This window comes from Pseudomonas sp. NPDC090755 (assembly GCF_044769005.1).
Lineage (GTDB): Bacteria > Pseudomonadota > Gammaproteobacteria > Pseudomonadales > Pseudomonadaceae > Aquipseudomonas.
The window spans coordinates 271,538-287,955 of the sequence record NZ_JBIVXC010000001.1 but is presented as its reverse complement, the minus strand read 5'-3'; the positions used below and the strand labels follow the sequence as shown (position 1 = coordinate 287,955).

Annotated in this window: 19 protein-coding genes and 1 pseudogene; 10 read left to right on the top strand and 10 right to left on the bottom strand. The window is 62.7% G+C overall.

Going from position 1 to position 16,418, the window contains the following annotated elements; translation table 11 throughout:
- Window positions 1-103: 103 nt before the first annotated feature.
- Both ACIQUS_RS01400 and ACIQUS_RS01395 read right to left on the bottom strand, forming a co-directional pair.
- Window positions 104-850, bottom strand: coding sequence for a LytR/AlgR family response regulator transcription factor (locus tag ACIQUS_RS01400; RefSeq protein WP_403041882.1), 747 nt, complete (start codon window positions 848-850; stop codon window positions 104-106).
- Window positions 847-954 (bottom strand): annotated as a pseudogene (locus ACIQUS_RS01395) (sensor histidine kinase); the annotation flags it as partial. The gene ACIQUS_RS01400 and the pseudogene ACIQUS_RS01395, both read right to left, overlap by 4 nt.
- 219 nt (window positions 955-1,173) lie before the next feature.
- On the opposite strand from ACIQUS_RS01395, the gene argH reads away from it, so the two are divergent.
- On the top strand, window positions 1,174-2,568 hold the full coding sequence (gene argH, locus ACIQUS_RS01390; RefSeq protein WP_403041879.1) for an argininosuccinate lyase: 1,395 nt from the start codon (window positions 1,174-1,176) through the stop codon (window positions 2,566-2,568).
- Between the two features lie 17 nt (window positions 2,569-2,585).
- Here argH and ACIQUS_RS01385 read toward each other — a convergent pair whose 3' ends face one another.
- Complete coding sequence (locus tag ACIQUS_RS01385; RefSeq protein WP_403041876.1) at window positions 2,586-3,266, bottom strand: glutathione S-transferase family protein; 681 nt, start codon at window positions 3,264-3,266, stop codon at window positions 2,586-2,588.
- Between the two features lie 118 nt (window positions 3,267-3,384).
- On the bottom strand, window positions 3,385-4,047 hold the full coding sequence (locus ACIQUS_RS01380) for a glutathione S-transferase family protein (RefSeq protein WP_403041873.1): 663 nt from the start codon (window positions 4,045-4,047) through the stop codon (window positions 3,385-3,387).
- 147 nt (window positions 4,048-4,194) lie between these two features.
- Here ACIQUS_RS01380 and ACIQUS_RS01375 point away from each other — a divergent pair, with 147 nt between their 5' ends.
- The 3 genes from ACIQUS_RS01375 (at window position 4,195) to ACIQUS_RS01365 (ending at window position 7,811) form a co-directional block, all read left to right on the top strand.
- Complete coding sequence (locus ACIQUS_RS01375) at window positions 4,195-4,479, top strand: hypothetical protein (RefSeq protein ID WP_011336519.1); 285 nt, start codon at window positions 4,195-4,197, stop codon at window positions 4,477-4,479.
- 84 nt (window positions 4,480-4,563) lie between these two features.
- On the top strand, window positions 4,564-4,809 hold the full coding sequence (locus ACIQUS_RS01370; protein ID WP_403041869.1) for a TIGR02647 family protein: 246 nt from the start codon (window positions 4,564-4,566) through the stop codon (window positions 4,807-4,809).
- 152 nt (window positions 4,810-4,961) lie between these two features.
- On the top strand, window positions 4,962-7,811 hold the full coding sequence (locus tag ACIQUS_RS01365; RefSeq protein WP_403041866.1) for a class I adenylate cyclase: 2,850 nt from the start codon (window positions 4,962-4,964) through the stop codon (window positions 7,809-7,811).
- Window positions 7,812-7,814: 3 nt separating this feature from the next.
- On the opposite strand, the gene rnk is transcribed toward ACIQUS_RS01365, so the two are convergent.
- From rnk to cyaY, 3 genes are all read right to left on the bottom strand, one after another.
- A complete protein-coding gene (rnk, locus tag ACIQUS_RS01360; RefSeq protein WP_403041864.1) occupies window positions 7,815-8,234 on the bottom strand; it encodes a nucleoside diphosphate kinase regulator in 420 nt (139 codons plus the stop codon).
- A 131-nt stretch (window positions 8,235-8,365) separates the two neighbouring features.
- Window positions 8,366-8,587, bottom strand: coding sequence for a DUF1289 domain-containing protein (locus tag ACIQUS_RS01355; protein WP_285861421.1), 222 nt, complete (start codon window positions 8,585-8,587; stop codon window positions 8,366-8,368).
- A gap of 1 nt (window position 8,588) precedes the next feature.
- Window positions 8,589-8,921 (bottom strand): iron donor protein CyaY, encoded by a 333-nt coding sequence (gene cyaY, locus ACIQUS_RS01350; RefSeq protein WP_403041861.1) that lies wholly within the window; start codon window positions 8,919-8,921, stop codon window positions 8,589-8,591.
- 193 nt (window positions 8,922-9,114) lie between these two features.
- On the opposite strand from cyaY, the gene ACIQUS_RS01345 reads away from it, so the two are divergent.
- The 6 genes from ACIQUS_RS01345 to ACIQUS_RS01320 are packed head-to-tail and all read left to right on the top strand — an operon-like array spanning window position 9,115 to window position 13,686.
- Window positions 9,115-9,258 (top strand): lipoprotein, encoded by a 144-nt coding sequence (locus ACIQUS_RS01345; protein WP_403041859.1) that lies wholly within the window; start codon window positions 9,115-9,117, stop codon window positions 9,256-9,258.
- Window positions 9,259-9,261: 3 nt separating this feature from the next.
- Window positions 9,262-10,509: a diaminopimelate decarboxylase gene (gene lysA / locus ACIQUS_RS01340; RefSeq protein ID WP_403041856.1), complete on the top strand. Its 1,248-nt coding sequence runs from the start codon at window positions 9,262-9,264 to the stop codon at window positions 10,507-10,509.
- Between the two features lie 4 nt (window positions 10,510-10,513).
- The gene (gene dapF / locus ACIQUS_RS01335; RefSeq protein WP_403041853.1) at window positions 10,514-11,344 is read left to right on the top strand and encodes a diaminopimelate epimerase; all 831 of its coding nucleotides are present in this window, start codon (window positions 10,514-10,516) and stop codon (window positions 11,342-11,344) included.
- A 13-nt stretch (window positions 11,345-11,357) separates the two neighbouring features.
- Window positions 11,358-12,095 carry a DUF484 family protein gene (locus ACIQUS_RS01330; RefSeq protein ID WP_403041850.1) on the top strand — a complete coding sequence of 246 codons (738 nt, stop codon included), beginning with the start codon at window positions 11,358-11,360 and terminating at the stop codon, window positions 12,093-12,095.
- Window positions 12,095-12,994: a tyrosine recombinase XerC gene (gene xerC, locus ACIQUS_RS01325; RefSeq protein WP_403041848.1), complete on the top strand. Its 900-nt coding sequence runs from the start codon at window positions 12,095-12,097 to the stop codon at window positions 12,992-12,994. The genes ACIQUS_RS01330 and xerC overlap by 1 nt, the downstream gene beginning before the upstream one ends.
- Window positions 12,991-13,686: an HAD family hydrolase gene (locus tag ACIQUS_RS01320; protein ID WP_403041846.1), complete on the top strand. Its 696-nt coding sequence runs from the start codon at window positions 12,991-12,993 to the stop codon at window positions 13,684-13,686. The genes xerC and ACIQUS_RS01320 overlap by 4 nt, the downstream gene beginning before the upstream one ends.
- 63 nt (window positions 13,687-13,749) lie before the next feature.
- Here ACIQUS_RS01320 and sutA read toward each other — a convergent pair whose 3' ends face one another.
- From sutA to glnK, 3 genes are all read right to left on the bottom strand, one after another.
- Window positions 13,750-14,073, bottom strand: a complete 324-nt coding sequence (sutA, locus tag ACIQUS_RS01315; RefSeq protein WP_285861430.1) for a transcriptional regulator SutA — start codon at window positions 14,071-14,073, stop codon at window positions 13,750-13,752.
- A 476-nt stretch (window positions 14,074-14,549) separates the two neighbouring features.
- Complete coding sequence (locus tag ACIQUS_RS01310; RefSeq protein WP_403041844.1) at window positions 14,550-15,881, bottom strand: ammonium transporter; 1,332 nt, start codon at window positions 15,879-15,881, stop codon at window positions 14,550-14,552.
- Window positions 15,882-15,924: 43 nt separating this feature from the next.
- The gene (gene glnK, locus ACIQUS_RS01305) at window positions 15,925-16,263 is read right to left on the bottom strand and encodes a P-II family nitrogen regulator (protein ID WP_002555808.1); all 339 of its coding nucleotides are present in this window, start codon (window positions 16,261-16,263) and stop codon (window positions 15,925-15,927) included.
- Window positions 16,264-16,418 lie beyond the last annotated feature (155 nt).

The following is a 16,418-nucleotide window of genomic DNA, read 5'->3' as shown; positions in this document are numbered from 1 at the left end:
AGATTCTCCCGATGATAACAGCTCAGCCCAATCCGCTTGCAGATCTATATCACGTAAGCATGCGACCATCCCTGGTCGCCAGGACGCTACCGACTCGCGCCCTTCAGAGTTGCTGCATCATCTTGCGCACGCCGGCGACATGGCGGCGGCTGACAATCAGGGCATCGCCGTTGAGCCCCTTGAGGAACAGCTGGAAATGCCCCAGCGGCGTTCGCTGCAGTCGCTCGATACGATTGCGGGCGACCAGTGCGTTACGGTGAATACGCACGAAGCGCTCGCCGAACTCGTCCTCCAGGGCCTTGAGTGGCTCGTCGAGCAGCACTTCGCCGTTTTCATGGCGCAGCGTCACGTACTTGTGATCGGCAATGAAGTAGATCACCTGGTCCAGCGGGATCAACTCGATGCCTTTGCGGGTACGGGCACTGATATGGCTGCGTGGTCCGCTCCCGCTCTCGGCGGCCGGCCGGGTCAGTGCGGCCAGTTGCACCCTGCTGGGACGTTCGGCCTTGCGCAAGGCGTCGCGCAGGCTATCGGGCTGCACGGGCTTGAGCACATAACCCAGGGTGCTGTCGGTGAAGGACTGCACGGTGAACTCATCGTCACCCGTACAGAACACAACGGCAGGCGGGGCTTCGCGCTCGCACAGGCGGGCAGCGACCTGTAGACCGTCCAGGCCCGGCATGCGGATGTCGAGCAACACCACCTCGGGTTTGAGGCTGTCGATCAGGGCCAGGGCCTCTTCGCCATTGGTGGCGCTGGGCTCCAGAACTGTATAGCCCTCCAGTTCGCCAAGCAGTCGGCTCAGGCGTTCCCGGGCTTGGGGTTCGTCATCAACGATCAGGACATTCATATGGTGCTGGATTCCTGCGTGAGTCTCGCACAAGGATAGCGTAGACAGGTGAGGTGACGACCGTCACTGCGATCCACGCTCAGACTCGCACGATGGCTAAAGATTCACTGGTCCGGCAGGAAACATGCCGATCCTCTGTCCAACTGTAGACGGTTGCCGCAACACTGCCGTTCATTCGATAAATATCCTGCTCTGAGCAGGGTCTTTATTGGTGTCAGCGCGACATAAACCCGTATTTGCCCCGACCGCCGCCCTGCGGCACGGGCATCAACCCTGTTATCATCGACGCCACTTTTCCGTTCACGCCTTCAACGAGTGAATCCATGAGCACCGACAAGACCAATCAGTCCTGGGGCGGCCGCTTCAGTGAGCCCGTCGACGCCTTCGTCGCCCGTTTCACCGCCTCCGTCAACTTCGACCAGCGCCTGTACCGCCACGACATCATGGGTTCGATCGCCCATGCCACCATGCTGGCGAAGGTCGGCGTGCTCACCGACGCCGAACGCGACAGCATCATCGATGGCCTCAAGACCATCCAGGGTGAAATCGAGGCCGGCAACTTCGACTGGCGCGTCGACCTGGAAGACGTGCACATGAACATCGAAGCACGCCTGACCGACCGCATCGGCATCACCGGCAAGAAGCTGCACACCGGTCGCAGCCGCAACGACCAGGTCGCCACCGACATTCGCCTGTGGCTGCGTGACGAGATCGACCTGATCCTGGCCGAAATCACCCGCCTGCAGCAGGGCCTGCTGGAACAGGCCGAGCGTGAAGCCGAAACCGTCATGCCGGGCTTCACCCACCTGCAGACCGCCCAGCCAGTGACCTTCGGGCACCACCTGCTGGCCTGGTTCGAAATGCTCAGCCGCGATTACGAGCGCCTGGTCGACTGCCGCAAGCGCACCAACCGCATGCCCCTGGGCAGCGCCGCACTGGCCGGCACCACCTACCCGATCGACCGCGAACTGACCTGCCAGCTGCTGGGCTTCGAAGCCGTGGCCGGCAACTCGCTCGACGGCGTGTCCGACCGTGACTTCGCCATCGAATTCTGCGCCGCCGCCAGCGTGGCGATGATGCACCTGTCGCGCTTCTCCGAAGAACTGGTGCTGTGGACCAGCGCCCAGTTCCAGTTCATCGACCTGCCTGACCGTTTCTGCACCGGCAGCTCGATCATGCCGCAGAAGAAGAACCCCGACGTGCCGGAGTTGGTACGCGGCAAGACCGGTCGCGTCTTCGGCGCCCTGACCGGCCTGCTGACCCTGATGAAAGGCCAGCCGCTGGCCTACAACAAGGACAACCAGGAAGACAAGGAACCGCTGTTCGACGCCGCCGACACCCTGCGCGACTCGCTGCGCGCCTTCGCCGACATGATCCCGGCGATCAAGCCGCGTCACGCGATCATGCGTGAAGCCGCCCTGCGCGGGTTCTCCACCGCCACCGACCTGGCCGACTACCTGGTTCGCCGCGGCCTGCCGTTCCGTGACTGTCACGAAATCGTCGGCCATGCGGTGAAATACGGCGTGGATACCGGCAAGGACCTGGCCGAGATGAGCCTGGACGAATTGCGCCAGTTCAGCGACCAGATCGATGAGGATGTGTTTGCCGTGCTGACCCTCGAAGGCTCGGTCAATGCCCGCAACCACATTGGCGGCACCGCACCGGCCCAGGTGCGGGCTGCTGTGGCACGCGGCCAGCAACTGCTGGCCTCGCGCTAACCCCCTCCGCCAGGCAGCTACTCGGTCCGCTGCGACCGGGCCGCTGCCTGCAGCCGGGCCAGAAAGGCCGGAATCTCGGCCTGCTTGTCTGCCGCTACTTTCTGCACGTTGGGATTTTCGGCCAGGCGCTCGAGCAGCCCCCTGGCGGCCGGCAACGCCTGCAGATAGTCCACCCCGAACAGACGTTTGCCGACTTCTTGCGCCAGATCGACGCTGAAGACGAAGTACAGGTCGGCCAGGGTAAGGTGCTTTCCAGCCACGAACGGGGCAAACCGGCCACGCTGGCCCAGGGCCGCAAAGCCCTTGTCCAGATCGCGCCTGGCCTTGGCCTTCAAGGCATCGGGCGTTGCCCTGCCAGCAAAAAACACCTCGGCATAGCAGTAGCGGGCGGGCAGCTCAATGTACAACTCGATTTCCTTGGCCAGTGCTCGGACCTGCGCGCGCGCGAAGGGCGCGGTCGGCAACAGTGGAACCGACGGCCAGACTTCTTCCAGGTAATCAAGGATGGCATCGGTCTCGCTGATGAAGCCCTGGGTGGTTTCCAGCACCGGCACCTTGCCACGCGGACTGATCGCCAGGGTCTCGGGGTTCTGGCAACCGTGCAGGGGCACTTCTTCGAAGGGCAGGCCCTTTTCCAGCAGGGCAAGCTTGACCATGTTGTAGTAGTTGCTTGCAGCAAATCCATGCAATCGAAGCATTACAGCCTCCCAAGCCTACGGATAAAGCTGCATTGTGTGAGCGAAGCAAGACCCGATGAAGCCAGATAGTTCCTAGTGATGCGTAGGATCATTCTTGTCTTGCTTCGCCCCCAATTGCTTAGCGTTTGCCGGAGCGCACCATCTCCAGGAACGCCGGCATCTGCGCTTCCTTGTCGGCTGCAATCTTCTGTACATGCGGATTCTGCTTAAGGTGCTTGAGCAAGGCCTTGGCCTGCGGGAAGTCCTCCAGCACATCCATGTCGAAGACTTCCTTGCCCACGGCGCTGGCCAGGTCGAGGCTGAAGCAGAACAGCATATCGGCGATGGTCATTTCGCTGCCGGCCACATAGGGGTCAAAACTGCCGTTGCGCTTGAGTGTGGCCAGGCCTGCAAGCAACTCGGCCCTGGCCTTGTCCTTGATGGCCGGATCGACCTTGGTGCCAAAGAACGCCTCGGGGTAGCAGGCACGGGCTGGCAGCTCGATGTAGAGCTCGATTTCCTTGGCCAGCTCCCGCACCTTGGCCTGGGCAAAGGCATCCTTCGGTAGCAGCGGCTTGCCGCCCTGGGTTTGCTCGATGTACTCGATGATCAGATTGGTTTCACTGAGAAAGCCGTGTTCGGTTTCAAGTGTCGGCACCTTGCCACGCGGACTTTTCTCCAGCGCTTCGGGGCTCTGGCCACCGAAGAACGGCACTTCTTCGAACGGGACACCCTTTTCCAGCAGCGCCAGTTTGACCATGTTGTAGTAGTTGCTGACTGCAAATCCATGAAGCTTGAGCATGAAACAGCCTCCAGGCCGATAAGGGGTTGGCCGGATTGTTTATAGACTCAAGTACAAGGCACTGACCAGCATCATCGAGATTGTCGATAGCAAGGCATTGGCGCCTGGCTCGTGGCAAACTGGTCCCCCCTACAGAGGACAACGCCCATGAGCGAACCAACCGACATCGACAATGACGAAGAAGAATTCACCGAGTCGACCCTGATCGAAGCGATCGAAAACCAGATCGAAAGCGATAACCCTCCGGCGGCCAAAGCCACCTTCAACAAACTGACCCTGGTGGGTTACGAGCGCGAGGACATCCTCAATCTCATGGCCCATGTACTGGCCTACGAGATTGACGCGATGCTCGATGAAGACCGCGCGTTCGACACCGAATGGTACGAAACCGCCTTGCGCGCCCTGCCCGAGCTGCCGCCGGAAAAGCAGTGAGGCAAAGCAGGATTTCCCTGACTACACTGCAAAGCCAGGCACCGGCAACGGTGCTGCCCTCCTTGTCTGGAAGTCGGAGTCTCTATGTCGTTTACCCCAGAACTGATTGCCGAGCTGGAAGTCCTTGCCTTGTTCAACCTGGATAACAACCAGGAAGGCATCAAGGTCCACGCAACCGCTGCTCCTGACATCATCGCTGCTGCAAAACGCCTGCATGAAAAGCAACTGACCGACCAGCCGGATGGCGGCTACCTGACCAGCCTGGGCCATGACGCTGCCGAGAGTGTTCAGCAATTGCTGACCATCCTCAAGACACCCCAGCCAGCCTGATCCCGTCAGGCCCGCTCCGCGCAGGAGCGGGCTCGACCCGCGATGCGGCCAGCGCTAATAAAATGGCGTCAAAAATTAAATACGCCTTAATCCGAGCACGCCACTCAGGCTAAACTCGCCGATGCTCCCCTGACGGCCGGCCTTGGCACCCAATGAACCACCCTCACGAAATCCGCCCCGACCTTGACCAGGGAATCGACCGCAAGGTGCTCAGCCAGCTGCGCGCACGGTTCCTTACGCTCAACCAGGGCCGTCTGGCGCGAGCCATGGAGGGACTGTCCAGCCGCCAGCAACGGGTCCTGAACCTGCTGCCTCTGTTCTTCCACGTCAATCATCCGCTGCTGCCCGGTTATGTTTCCGGTACCACGCCTGCCGGTGTTTCAGGCTTCGAGCCAGACGCGCAGTTGCTGGCCGAAGCCCAGCGCCTGACCCGGTCCTTCTCCTACAAGGCCCGCCGCGCCAGCCCCCATCAACCCATTCACGGCCTGTTCCTGATGGGCAGCCTGGGCACCCTGGCCCAGGCCGAGCAGAGCGACATGGACCTGTGGGTCTGCCATGCCGCCGACCTGAGCGAGGTCGAACTCGCGGAGCTGCGCAAGAAATGCCTGCTGCTGGAGGCCTGGGCCGCCAGCCAGGGCGCTGAAGCCCACCTGTTCCTGATCGAGCCCGACAGCTTCGTGCAGGGCGAACGCGACAGCCAGTTGAGTTCCGACGACTGCGGCACCACCCAGCACTACCTGTTGCTGGACGAGTTCTATCGCACCGCGATCTGGCTGGCTGGGCGCACACCGCTGTGGTGGCTGGTACCCGTCTATGAAGAGCGCCGCTACCAGGATTACATCCAGACCCTGCTTTCCAAGCGCTTCGTGCGTGCCGAAGACGCGCTGGACCTGGGCCACCTGGCGCATATCCCGCCGGGCGAATTCATCGGTGCCGGACTCTGGCAACTGTTCAAGGGCATCGAATCCCCCTACAAGTCGGTGCTCAAGCTATTGCTCACCGAAGTCTATGCCAGTGAGTTTCCCCGTGTGCAGTGCCTGAGCCTGCAGTTCAAGCAGGCCGTGTTCGCCAATCGCCTGGACCTCGACGAGCTCGACCCTTACATGATGGTCTACCGGCGCATCGAGCAGTACCTGCAGGGTCGCGGTGAAAACGAACGGCTGGAGCTGGTGCGTCGCAGCCTGTACCTGAAGGTCAACAAGAAACTCAGCGGCCCGGCCAGCCAGCGCAGCAATAGCTGGCAACGCAACCTGCTGCAGCGCTTGAGCCAGGAATGGGGTTGGGAGGAACGCCAGCTGACGCTGCTCGACAACCGCAGTCAGTGGAAGGTGCGGCAGGTCGCTGCCGAGCGGCGGGCCCTGGTGAACGAGTTGAACCACAGCTATCGCTTTCTCTGCCAGTTCGCCCGTCACCAGAACGCCGACAACCGTATTGGCCAGCGCGACCTCAACGTGCTCGGCCGACGCCTGTACGCCGCCTTCGAGCGCCGTGCCGGCAAGGTCGAGTTCATCAACCCCGGCATCGCCCAGGATCTGGCCGAAGATACTCTGACCCTGGTCCGCGCCGTCGACCGCAAGGAACCCGGGCACCATCACTGGGGGCTGTACAACGGCAACCTGGGCGTCCATGAGTGGGAACACTTCACCCCGCTCAAGCGCTGCCGCGATCTGCTCGAACTGCTGGCCTGGGCCCACCGCAATGGCGTGATCGACAGCAGCACGCGGCTGGCCCTGCACCCGGGCGACAGCGACTTGAGCGAGCTCGAACTGTTCAACCTTATCGGCAGCCTGCAACAGAGCGTGGCCCTGCCCTTGTCCACCGTCAGCGAGCAACGCCTGCTGCAACCGAGTGTGGTCGATGAGTTGCTGTTGCTGGTCAACGTCGGTATCGACCCCTTGCGGCACCACCGCGAGCTGAACATCCTGATGACCACCGAGCGCACCGACTCGCTCAGCTACGCCGGCGTGCGCGAAAACCTGGTACTGACCCTGGACCAGGTCACGCTCAACAGCTGGAACGAGGTTCAGGTCCGCCGTTATGACGGCGAGCATGCACTGCTGTACTGCCTGCGCGACTACCTCAACAGCCTGGGCAGCGGCGCTCATCGGCCCCGGCTACAGGTCCGCTGCTTCTGCCACAACCGGGCGCAGGCCATCGCCCTGCGGGTCGAGGAGGTGTTCGTCAGCGCCCAGGACCTGCTCGGCCAGAGGCTGGGCCACCGCTACCTGCTACAGGTTGAGCAGCACACGCATGCGCTTGAACTGCAGCCTGGCGCAGTGGAGGTAATCACCCTGGAAGGCAACGAAGCACTGCTGGACTACCTGGGCGAAGAACGCCTCGACTACAGCCCGTTGCACCTGGACGCCAATGCCCTGCAGGACCACGACCTGGCGCAAGTCCTGCCGCTGGGAATGCCCGGGGCCATCCAGGTGTTCTATCGCGTTCAGGATGCCTGGGCAGACATCCACGTGCTGGATGAACACAATGCCCTGTGGCAGCAGCGCCTGCCGTTTCATGACGAAAGCAGCCTGCTGCTGCCACTGCAGCGCTTCTTTGAGTCGATCTTGTTCCGTCGCGATGCCAGCCGGCCGCTGGACCACCTGCATAGCCTGGGTTCGCTTAAGATCCTCTACTACCAGCTGTTGCCATCGGGCCCGGGCAAGGCCCGCATTGCCGAACCACGCCCGGCACCGGCCATGACCCTCGACACGCCGTATTACGACGTGCAGGCGATCGTGCAGCCGGGCGCCGAGAACCAGGTGCAGGTCACGCTCTACTGCAATCAACGGGAGTACTGTGAACTTGAGCATGGCGACCAGCTGTACGCCATGGTCGCCCGGGAGATCGTCGGCCAGCGCCGGCAAGCCGAACGCTACCGCTGCTACATCACTGACCTTGACCTCTGCGACTTGCTGGCAGAGGGTCAAGGTTCAAGTATTCGCTACCTGCGCCACAAGGGCGAGCTGGAGCGGGCGCTCAACGAGGCCCTGGCACAAGCCTGAGGTTCAGAGGTCGAAGTCGCCAGCGGCTTCTGGCTGATATTCGACGGCCAGCAGCTTGAGCTTGAGGGTCTTGCCGCCCGGGGCCGGCCAGTCGATCTGCTCGCCCACCGACAGGCCCAGCAGTGCGCTACCGATCGGGGCAAGGATGGAGATCTTGCCTTCGTCGGCGTTGGCGTCCTTCGGGTACACCAGGGTCAGGTGGTAATCCTTGCCACTGGCTTCTTCGCGGCAGTGAACACGAGAGTTCATGGTCACGACACCGGCTGGCACCTCCTCGTGACCGACCTGCTCGGCGCGGTCCAGCTCGCCCTGCAAGGCGAGCACACCCGGCGAATCCTGCGTCTTTTCGTCGAGGCTGTCGATCAGACGCTCGAGACGCTGGACGTCCAATCGGGTGACGATAATGGAAGGCTTGGTGCTCATGATCCAGTCAGACTCCTTTTTCTGGGCGATTAAAAGCAAAACCCCGCCCAAGGGCGGGGTTTGCAGGTACTCGGCATGGCCGAAGCAAACTCGACACTACCACAGCTCAGTAAATACACAATAGCCGGGATTCATACCGGGTTTGTCTGCTGACGGCGGGCCGCGGCCTCGCGACAGATCTGCCGACGCCGCTCGTCATCAGCCGAACGCCATTGGCGAATATCCTCGACATGGCGGAAACAGCCAATGCAGACTTTGTGCTCGTCCAGCCGGCAGGTGCTGATGCACGGCGATGGCACGGCCGGGCTGACATTGCTGTAGAGCGGCTTGGCCGGCTTTGGCGCGGTGCTCATCTCAGATCTCTTCGAAGTCGAGTTTCTCGCCGGCGCGCTCCCAGACAATGCGCTCGAGCATCTCGCCCAGCAACTCTTCGGTCTTTTCGCAAACCCACTTCTTCGATTCTTCGTCGTAGTCGAAGTGGAAACCACCGGACTTGTCGGCCAGCCACAGTTGGCGCAGCGGCTCCTGGCGGCTGAAGATCAGCTGGCTGCCATTGTCGAACTTGATGGTCAGCACGCCGGCCGAGTTTTCCATGTCCAGATCCAGGTCACTTTCGTCGAACAGGTCTTCCAGGGCCTGTTGGGTCGCATCGACCAGGTCGTGAAAACGCGCTTCGGTCAAACTCATTGCAAGAACCTCAAAAATGTCTGCACACACGCAAGCCGGGCAAGATACGAGCGCAGCGCGCCGAATGCAAAGAATAACGCCAGCTCGCCAGCCGCCAGCCTGCCCCCGCCCGACGGCGGGCCGCCTGCATAGGCAAGGCCGCGGGTGCTCGGTATACTCGGGCGCAATACTGCTTATTTCAAAGGATTACGCCATGAAGCGCCTGATCTCCACCCTCGCGGCGCTCGTCGCGGTTGCCTGCCTTGTTTCTGCCTGTGGGCAGAAAGGCCCGCTGTACCTGCCAGAAGACGGCAAAGACGGTAAAAAATCGCAATCGCACCAGCACAAACAAGGGTAAACCATGGACGCTTTCAACTACCGCGACGGTGAACTGTTCGCGGAAGGCGTGGCCCTGTCGGCCATTGCCGAACGTTTCGGCACGCCAACCTACGTCTACTCGCGCGCCCACATCGAGGCCCAGTACCGCAGCTACGCCGATGCCCTGCAGGGCATTTCGCACCTGGTCTGCTTTGCCGTCAAGGCCAACTCCAACCTCGGCGTGCTGAACCTGCTGGCCCGCCTGGGCGCAGGTTTCGACATCGTTTCCGGCGGTGAGCTGGAGCGGGTCCTGGCCGCGGGCGGACGCGCAGATCGCGTGGTTTTCTCCGGTGTCGGCAAGACCCGTGAAGACATGCGCCGCGCCCTTGAAGTCGGCGTGCACTGCTTCAACGTCGAGTCCACCGACGAGCTGGAGCGCCTGCAGGTCGTGGCGGCGGAAATGGGCGTGCGCGCTCCGGTTTCGCTGCGGGTCAACCCGGATGTCGACGCCGGTACCCACCCGTACATTTCCACCGGCCTTAAAGAAAACAAGTTCGGCATCGCCATCGCCGATGCCGAAGAGGTCTACATCCGCGCCGCCCAGCTGCCCAACCTGGAAGTGGTCGGTGTCGACTGCCACATCGGTTCGCAACTGACCACCCTGGAGCCCTTCCTCGACGCCCTCGACCGCCTGCTGGCGCTGATCGACCGCCTCGGCGACTGTGGCATCCACCTGCGTCACCTGGACCTGGGTGGCGGTGTCGGCGTGCGCTACCGCGACGAGGAGCCGCCACTGGCCGGCGACTATATCAAGGCGGTCCGCGAGCGCGTGGGCGAACGCGACCTGGCCCTGGTCTTCGAACCGGGCCGCTATATCGTCGCCAACGCCGGGGTCCTGCTGACCCGTGTCGAGTACCTCAAGCACACCGAGCACAAGGACTTCGCCATCGTCGATGCAGCGATGAACGACCTGATCCGCCCGGCCCTGTACCAGGCCTGGATGGACGTCACCGCCGTGCAGCCACGGGCCGGTGAAGGCCGTACCTACGACGTGGTCGGACCGATCTGCGAGACCGGCGACTTCCTGGCCAAGGAGCGCACGCTCAACCTGGCCGAAGGCGATCTGCTGGCAGTTCACTCCGCGGGCGCCTATGGTTTTGTCATGAGCTCGAACTACAACACCCGCGGTCGCTGTGCCGAAATCCTGGTCGATGGTGACCAGGCGTTCGAAGTGCGCCGTCGGGAAACCGTGGCCGAGTTGTTCGCCGGCGAAAGCCTGCTGCCGGAGTAAACCCATGCTGCTGCGTTTTACCAAGATGCATGGGCTGGGCAACGACTTCATGGTCCTGGACCTGGTCAGCCAGCATGCGCACATCCTGCCCAAGCACGCCAAGCAATGGGGCGACCGCCACACCGGCATCGGTTTCGACCAGTTGCTGATCGTCGAAGCACCGAGCAATCCGGAAGTCGACTTCCGCTACCGGATCTTCAATGCCGACGGTTCCGAGGTCGAGCAGTGCGGCAATGGTGCGCGCTGCTTCGCCCGCTTCGTGCTGGACAAGCGCCTGACGGCGAAAAAGCGTATCCGTGTTGAAACCAAGGGCGGCATCATCGAGCTCGACGTGCGCAACGACGGGCAGATCTGCGTCGACATGGGGCCGCCACGGCTGGTCCCGGCCGAGATCCCGTTCGAGGCACCGGAACAGGCCCTGAGCTACCCGCTGGAAGTGGCCGGCCGCCAGGTCGAACTGGCCGCCGTGTCGATGGGCAACCCCCATGCCGTGCTGCGTGTCGACGACATCAACAGCGCGCCGGTTCATGAGCTGGGCCCGCAGATCGAGCATCACCCACGCTTCCCGCAACGGGTCAATGTCGGCTTCATCCAGGTCATCGATCGTCACCGCGCCCAGTTGCGCGTCTGGGAGCGCGGCGCCGGGGAAACCCAGGCCTGCGGTACCGGCGCGTGCGCTGCGGCCGTGGCCGCGATCAGCCAGGGCTGGATGGATTCGCCGCTGCTCATCGACCTCCCCGGTGGACGCCTGTCCATCGAATGGGCAGGCCCGGGCAAGCCGGTGCTGATGACCGGCCCTGCCGTACGCGTGTTCGAAGGACAAGTTCGTCTATGAGTGAGTACCGACCATGAGCGATCAGCCCCAGGCTCCCGTTGAACAGTCCACCGACCTTGGCGCCGGGGGCTCGATGCCCGCCCTCGGGGCTGAAGCCGTGGTCGCCTACCTGCGCGACAATCCAACCTTCTTCGCCGAGCGTGATGAACTGCTCAGCGAACTGCACATTCCCCACCAGCGCGGCGACAGCGTCTCGCTGGTGGAGCGTCAGCTCAAGCTGCTGCGCGACCGCAACATCGAGATGCGCCATCGCCTGTCGCAATTGATGGACGTGGCCCGCGACAACGACCGGCTGTTCGACAAGACCCGCCGACTGATCCTCGACCTGCTCGATGCCGACAGCCTGGAGTCCGTGGTCATGGCCGTCGAAGACAGCCTGCGCCAGGAATTCAAGGTGCCCTTCGTCAGCCTGATCCTGTTCGGCGAAATTGCCGCTCCGGTGGGCCGCTGGGTCAACAGCGCCGACGCCCAGCAAGCCATCGGCGGCCTGTTGTGCAGCGGCAAGACAGTCAGCGGCAACCTGCGCGACCATGAGCTGGACTTCCTGTTCGGCGAAGACCAGCGCAAGGAAGTCGGCTCCACTGCCGTCGCCACCCTGAACCATCAGGGCCTGCATGGCGTGCTGGCGATCGGCAGCCGCGACCCGCAACACTACAAGAGCACGGTCGGCACCCTGTTCCTCGGCTACATCGCCGAAGTGCTGGGCCGCGTGGTGCCGCGCTTCACCCAGACCCTGCGCCCGGTGCGCTGATGGAGCGCCAGCTGCAGGCCTTCAGCGCGCACCTGCGCAATGAACGCCAGGTGTCTGAGCACACCCAGCTGGCCTACCGCCGTGACCTCGACAGCGTCCTGGCCTTCTGCAACAAGCATGCGATCGACAGCTGGAATGCCCTGCAAATACAGCACCTGCGCCAGCTGATTGCCCGCCAGCATCAGCAGGGCCAATCTTCGCGCAGCCTGGCACGTCTGCTGTCGGCGGTGCGTGGTTTCTACCGTTTCCTCAACCGCGAAGGCCTGTGCAGCCACGACCCGGCCAATGGCCTGTCGGCGCCCAAGGGCGAACGCCGCCTGCCCAAGACCCTGGACACCGACCGCGCCCTGCAACTGCTCGAAGGCGCGGTGGAAGACGAGTTCCTCGCCCGCCGCGACCAGGCCATGCTCGAACTGTTTTACTCCTCGGGCCTGCGCCTGTCGGAGCTGACCAGCCTGAATCTCGACCAGCTGGACCTGCCCGCCGGCCTGGTCCAGGTGCATGGCAAGGGCAGCAAGACCCGTGTGCTGCCGGTTGGACGCAAGGCCCGGGAGGCGCTTGAACAGTGGCTGCCCCTGCGCGCCAGCACGGGCCCGCAGGACGGTGCGGTCTTCGTCAGCCAGCAAGGACGACGCCTCGGACCGCGGGCCATCCAGCTACGGGTGCAGGCCGCCGGCGCCCGGGAACTGGGCCAGAACCTGCACCCGCACATGTTGCGACACTCCTTTGCCAGCCACCTGCTCGAATCCTCCCAGGACCTGCGCGCGGTACAGGAGATGCTCGGCCACGCCGACATCGCCACCACCCAGATCTACACGCACCTGGACTTCCAGCACCTGGCCGCCGTCTATGACAGCACCCATCCACGGGCCAAACGCAACAAGGGCAGCGACTCATGAGTATCAAGCTGATCACGTTCGACCTCGATGACACCCTGTGGGACACCGCGCCGGTCATCGCCAGCGCCGAGATCGTCCTGCGCGACTGGCTCGAGGCCAATGCCCCCAGCCTGGGCGGCGTACCGGTCGAGCACCTGTATGCCATCCGTGAACGCCTGGTCCAGGCCGAGCCAGGCCTAAAGCACCGCATCAGCGCCCTGCGTCGACGCGTGCTGTTCCATGCCCTGGAAGAAGTCGGCTACAGCGAGAAGCAGGCCCAGGCGCTGGCCAACGAAGGGTTCGAGGTGTTCCTGCATGCACGCCATCAGGTCGAGGTCTTCCCCGAGGTACAGCCGGTGCTGGAGATCCTGCGCCACCACTACATTCTCGGCGTGGTCACCAATGGCAATGCCGACGTAAGCCGCATCGGGCTGGCGGACTACTTCAGGTTCGCCCTGTGCGCCGAGGACCTGGGTATCGGCAAACCCGACCCGACGCCGTTCCTGGAGGCGCTCAAGCGCAGTGAAGTCGACGCCGGTGCTGCGGTGCACATCGGCGATCATCCGGGCGATGACATCGCAGGGGCCCAGCGCGCAGGCCTGCGAGCCATCTGGTTCAACCCGCAAGGCAAGACCTGGGAAGCCGAGCGTCGCCCTGATGCGGAGATCCAGCGCCTGTCGCAATTGCCCGAACTGCTCAACAGCTGGCGCTGATACGCGGATTCCGGCCACAAAAAAGCCCGCAGCGACGGCGGGCTTTCTTGTTGGCGGAACCACTCAGATAGGGCGGCTACCGTACTTGTTGTCCGGCTTCTTGGGCGGATCGGCGACCACATTGGCCTCCACTTCCTGCACCTTGCCGCCGCGGGCGAGGAACTCTTCCATCGCCTTGGCCAGCGCATCACGCTCTTTCTGCTTGGCTTCCATGCTCGGCATCTCGTCTACCGAGACCGCCGCCTTGGACTTGCCCTTGGCTACCGGCGCAGGACTGTCGTCACCGCTATCGTCCGCTACGTCGTCAGCCGCAGCTTCAAGGCCTTCATCGCCTTCGTCTTCGTCGCCTACTTCGAGGTCGTCATTTTCCAGATCGTCGTCGCTCATGTTCTACCTCATGACTTGCGAAAAGCAGATTAGTTATAGACCAGCAGCGCCGGGAATCGACAGCCACCGGAAAAATTCAAAGGGTCGCGGGTTTGCCGCCACCTCAAGCGTGCGCCACAAAAGAGGGCGAACGCCATGCAAGCCCCGCTCTTGGCAGGGCCTGACGAAATTAAAGAGCTACCGACAACGGGGCGTCGGCTTGCCCTGGCGTGATCAGCCTGCTCATTGGCAAGCCTAGCAAAGGGCAGCGAAGTTTGCGGACAGCTTGTCAGCTCCCTTCGGCGCGCATTCTAGCGTGCTCAGAGAAAAAGCAAAGTGCCTAAGTATCGCTGTGGCCTGTAAGTTTTATGCCTACTGGGAGCACACTGGAAAAGCAATGGCAAAAGCGCCGGATGAAACCGTTTGCGCTGACTGAAATGGACAACCTGCAGACAAAAAAATGCCCGGCAAGCCGGGCAAGTTTTTTTTCGAGGGCGCTACAGGTTGTAGCCGCGCTCGTTGTGTTGCGCCAGGTCGAGACCGACCGACTCTTCTTCTTCGTTGACCCGCAGGCCCATGACCAGGTCCAGCACCTTGAGGATCACGTAGGTGACGATCGCGGTGTAGATCACGGTAAAGCCGACACCCTTGGCCTGAACCCAGACTTGCGCGCCGATGTCTTCGACCGTGCCGAAGCCCCCCAGGGCAGGCGCTGCGAACACACCGGTGAGGATTGCACCGACGATGCCACCGATACCGTGCACGCCGAAGGCGTCCAGGGAGTCGTCGTAGCCCATCTTGCGTTTGAGGCTGGTGGCGCAGAAGTAGCAGATCACGCCAGCCACCAGACCGATCACCAGAGCGCCCATCGGGCCGACGGTGCCGGCAGCCGGCGTGATGGCGACCAGACCCGCCACCACGCCCGAAGCGATCCCCAGGGCACTGGGTTTACCGTGGGTCAGCCACTCGGCGAACATCCAGCCCAGGGCGGCGGCGGCGGTGGCGATCTGGGTCACCAGCATGGCCATGCCCGCAGTGCCGTTCGCCGCAGCGGCGGAGCCGGCGTTGAAGCCGAACCAGCCGATCCACAGCATGGCCGCGCCCATCAGGGTGTAGCCCAGGTTGTGCGGCGCCATGGGGGTGGTCGGAAAGCCCTTGCGCTTGCCCAGCACCAGGCAGGCAACCAAGCCGGCGATACCGGCGTTGATGTGCACCACGGTGCCGCCCGCGAAGTCGAGTACGCCCCAATCCCACATCAGGCCGCCGTTGCCGCTCCAGACCATGTGGGCAATCGGGGCATAGACCAGGGTGAACCAGATGGTCATGAAGATCAGCATTGCCGAGAACTTCATGCGCTCGGCGAAGGCACCGACAATCAGCGCCGGGGTGATGATCGCAAAGGTCATCTGGAAGGTGATGAACACCGCTTCAGGGAACAGCGCCGCCGAAGAGGTCAGGCTCGCCGGGGTCACGCCGGCGAGGAACGCCTTGGACAGACCGCCAACGAAGGAATTGAAGTTGACCACGCCTTGTTCCATACCGGTGGTATCGAACGCCAGGCTGTAGCCGTAGACCACCCACAGGACACTGATCAGGCCGGTGATCGCAAAGCACTGCATCATCACCGACAGCACGTTCTTGGAACGCACCATGCCGCCGTAGAACAAGGCCAGACCGGGAATGGTCATGAACAGCACCAGGGCTGTGGCGGTCAACATCCAGGCGGTGTCGCCGGAGTTGAGAACGGGGGCAGCCTCCTCTGCCAGGGCCAGGCCGGGCATTACGAGGGACAAAAGGGCTCCTAGCCCTGCGAACTGACGCAGAGTCATGTTGTTTTCTCCTGGGGCTTTGGGGTTTGGTGAGGCTTTTTTGTTAGATCGCGTCGGTATCGGTTTCGCCGGTACGGATGCGGATCGCCTGCTCCAGATTGACCACGAAAATCTTGCCGTCACCGATCTTGCCGGTGTTGGCCGCCTTGGTGATCGCTTCGATGACCCGGTCCAGATCCTTGTCATCGATGGCGACGTCGATCTTCACCTTGGGCAGGAAATCGACCACATATTCAGCGCCGCGATACAGCTCGGTATGGCCCTTCTGGCGACCGAAGCCTTTGACCTCAGTAACAGTAATGCCCTGCACGCCGATTTCGGACAGCGACTCGCGCACGTCGTCCAGCTTGAACGGCTTGATGATGGCAGTGACTAGCTTCATGTAACTCTCTCCCGAATTGGTGGACTTGCCCCAGGAAAACAAACCCGACTCAAGTCTAAGCGCAGCGCCTGGCTTTGTAACGCATCGTCGACCTGATATCCCCGGCCAACGCCAGAATCCGCTCCTGACGAAACAGCGTGATGCTCCGCCTGCAC

Coding starts and splice junctions, on each gene's coding strand:
- ACIQUS_RS01400 (WP_403041882.1), bottom strand. CDS start 850: ATGAATGTCCTGATCGTTGATGACGAACCCCAAGCCCGGGAACGCCTG.
- argH (WP_403041879.1), top strand. CDS start 1,174: ATGAGCACCGACAAGACCAATCAGTCCTGGGGCGGCCGCTTCAGTGAG.
- ACIQUS_RS01385 (WP_403041876.1), bottom strand. CDS start 3,266: ATGCTTCGATTGCATGGATTTGCTGCAAGCAACTACTACAACATGGTC.
- ACIQUS_RS01380 (WP_403041873.1), bottom strand. CDS start 4,047: ATGCTCAAGCTTCATGGATTTGCAGTCAGCAACTACTACAACATGGTC.
- ACIQUS_RS01375 (WP_011336519.1), top strand. CDS start 4,195: ATGAGCGAACCAACCGACATCGACAATGACGAAGAAGAATTCACCGAG.
- ACIQUS_RS01370 (WP_403041869.1), top strand. CDS start 4,564: ATGTCGTTTACCCCAGAACTGATTGCCGAGCTGGAAGTCCTTGCCTTG.
- ACIQUS_RS01365 (WP_403041866.1), top strand. CDS start 4,962: ATGAACCACCCTCACGAAATCCGCCCCGACCTTGACCAGGGAATCGAC.
- rnk (WP_403041864.1), bottom strand. CDS start 8,234: ATGAGCACCAAGCCTTCCATTATCGTCACCCGATTGGACGTCCAGCGT.
- ACIQUS_RS01355 (WP_285861421.1), bottom strand. CDS start 8,587: ATGAGCACCGCGCCAAAGCCGGCCAAGCCGCTCTACAGCAATGTCAGC.
- cyaY (WP_403041861.1), bottom strand. CDS start 8,921: ATGAGTTTGACCGAAGCGCGTTTTCACGACCTGGTCGATGCGACCCAA.
- ACIQUS_RS01345 (WP_403041859.1), top strand. CDS start 9,115: ATGAAGCGCCTGATCTCCACCCTCGCGGCGCTCGTCGCGGTTGCCTGC.
- lysA (WP_403041856.1), top strand. CDS start 9,262: ATGGACGCTTTCAACTACCGCGACGGTGAACTGTTCGCGGAAGGCGTG.
- dapF (WP_403041853.1), top strand. CDS start 10,514: ATGCTGCTGCGTTTTACCAAGATGCATGGGCTGGGCAACGACTTCATG.
- ACIQUS_RS01330 (WP_403041850.1), top strand. CDS start 11,358: ATGAGCGATCAGCCCCAGGCTCCCGTTGAACAGTCCACCGACCTTGGC.
- xerC (WP_403041848.1), top strand. CDS start 12,095: ATGGAGCGCCAGCTGCAGGCCTTCAGCGCGCACCTGCGCAATGAACGC.
- ACIQUS_RS01320 (WP_403041846.1), top strand. CDS start 12,991: ATGAGTATCAAGCTGATCACGTTCGACCTCGATGACACCCTGTGGGAC.
- sutA (WP_285861430.1), bottom strand. CDS start 14,073: ATGAGCGACGACGATCTGGAAAATGACGACCTCGAAGTAGGCGACGAA.
- ACIQUS_RS01310 (WP_403041844.1), bottom strand. CDS start 15,881: ATGACTCTGCGTCAGTTCGCAGGGCTAGGAGCCCTTTTGTCCCTCGTA.
- glnK (WP_002555808.1), bottom strand. CDS start 16,263: ATGAAGCTAGTCACTGCCATCATCAAGCCGTTCAAGCTGGACGACGTG.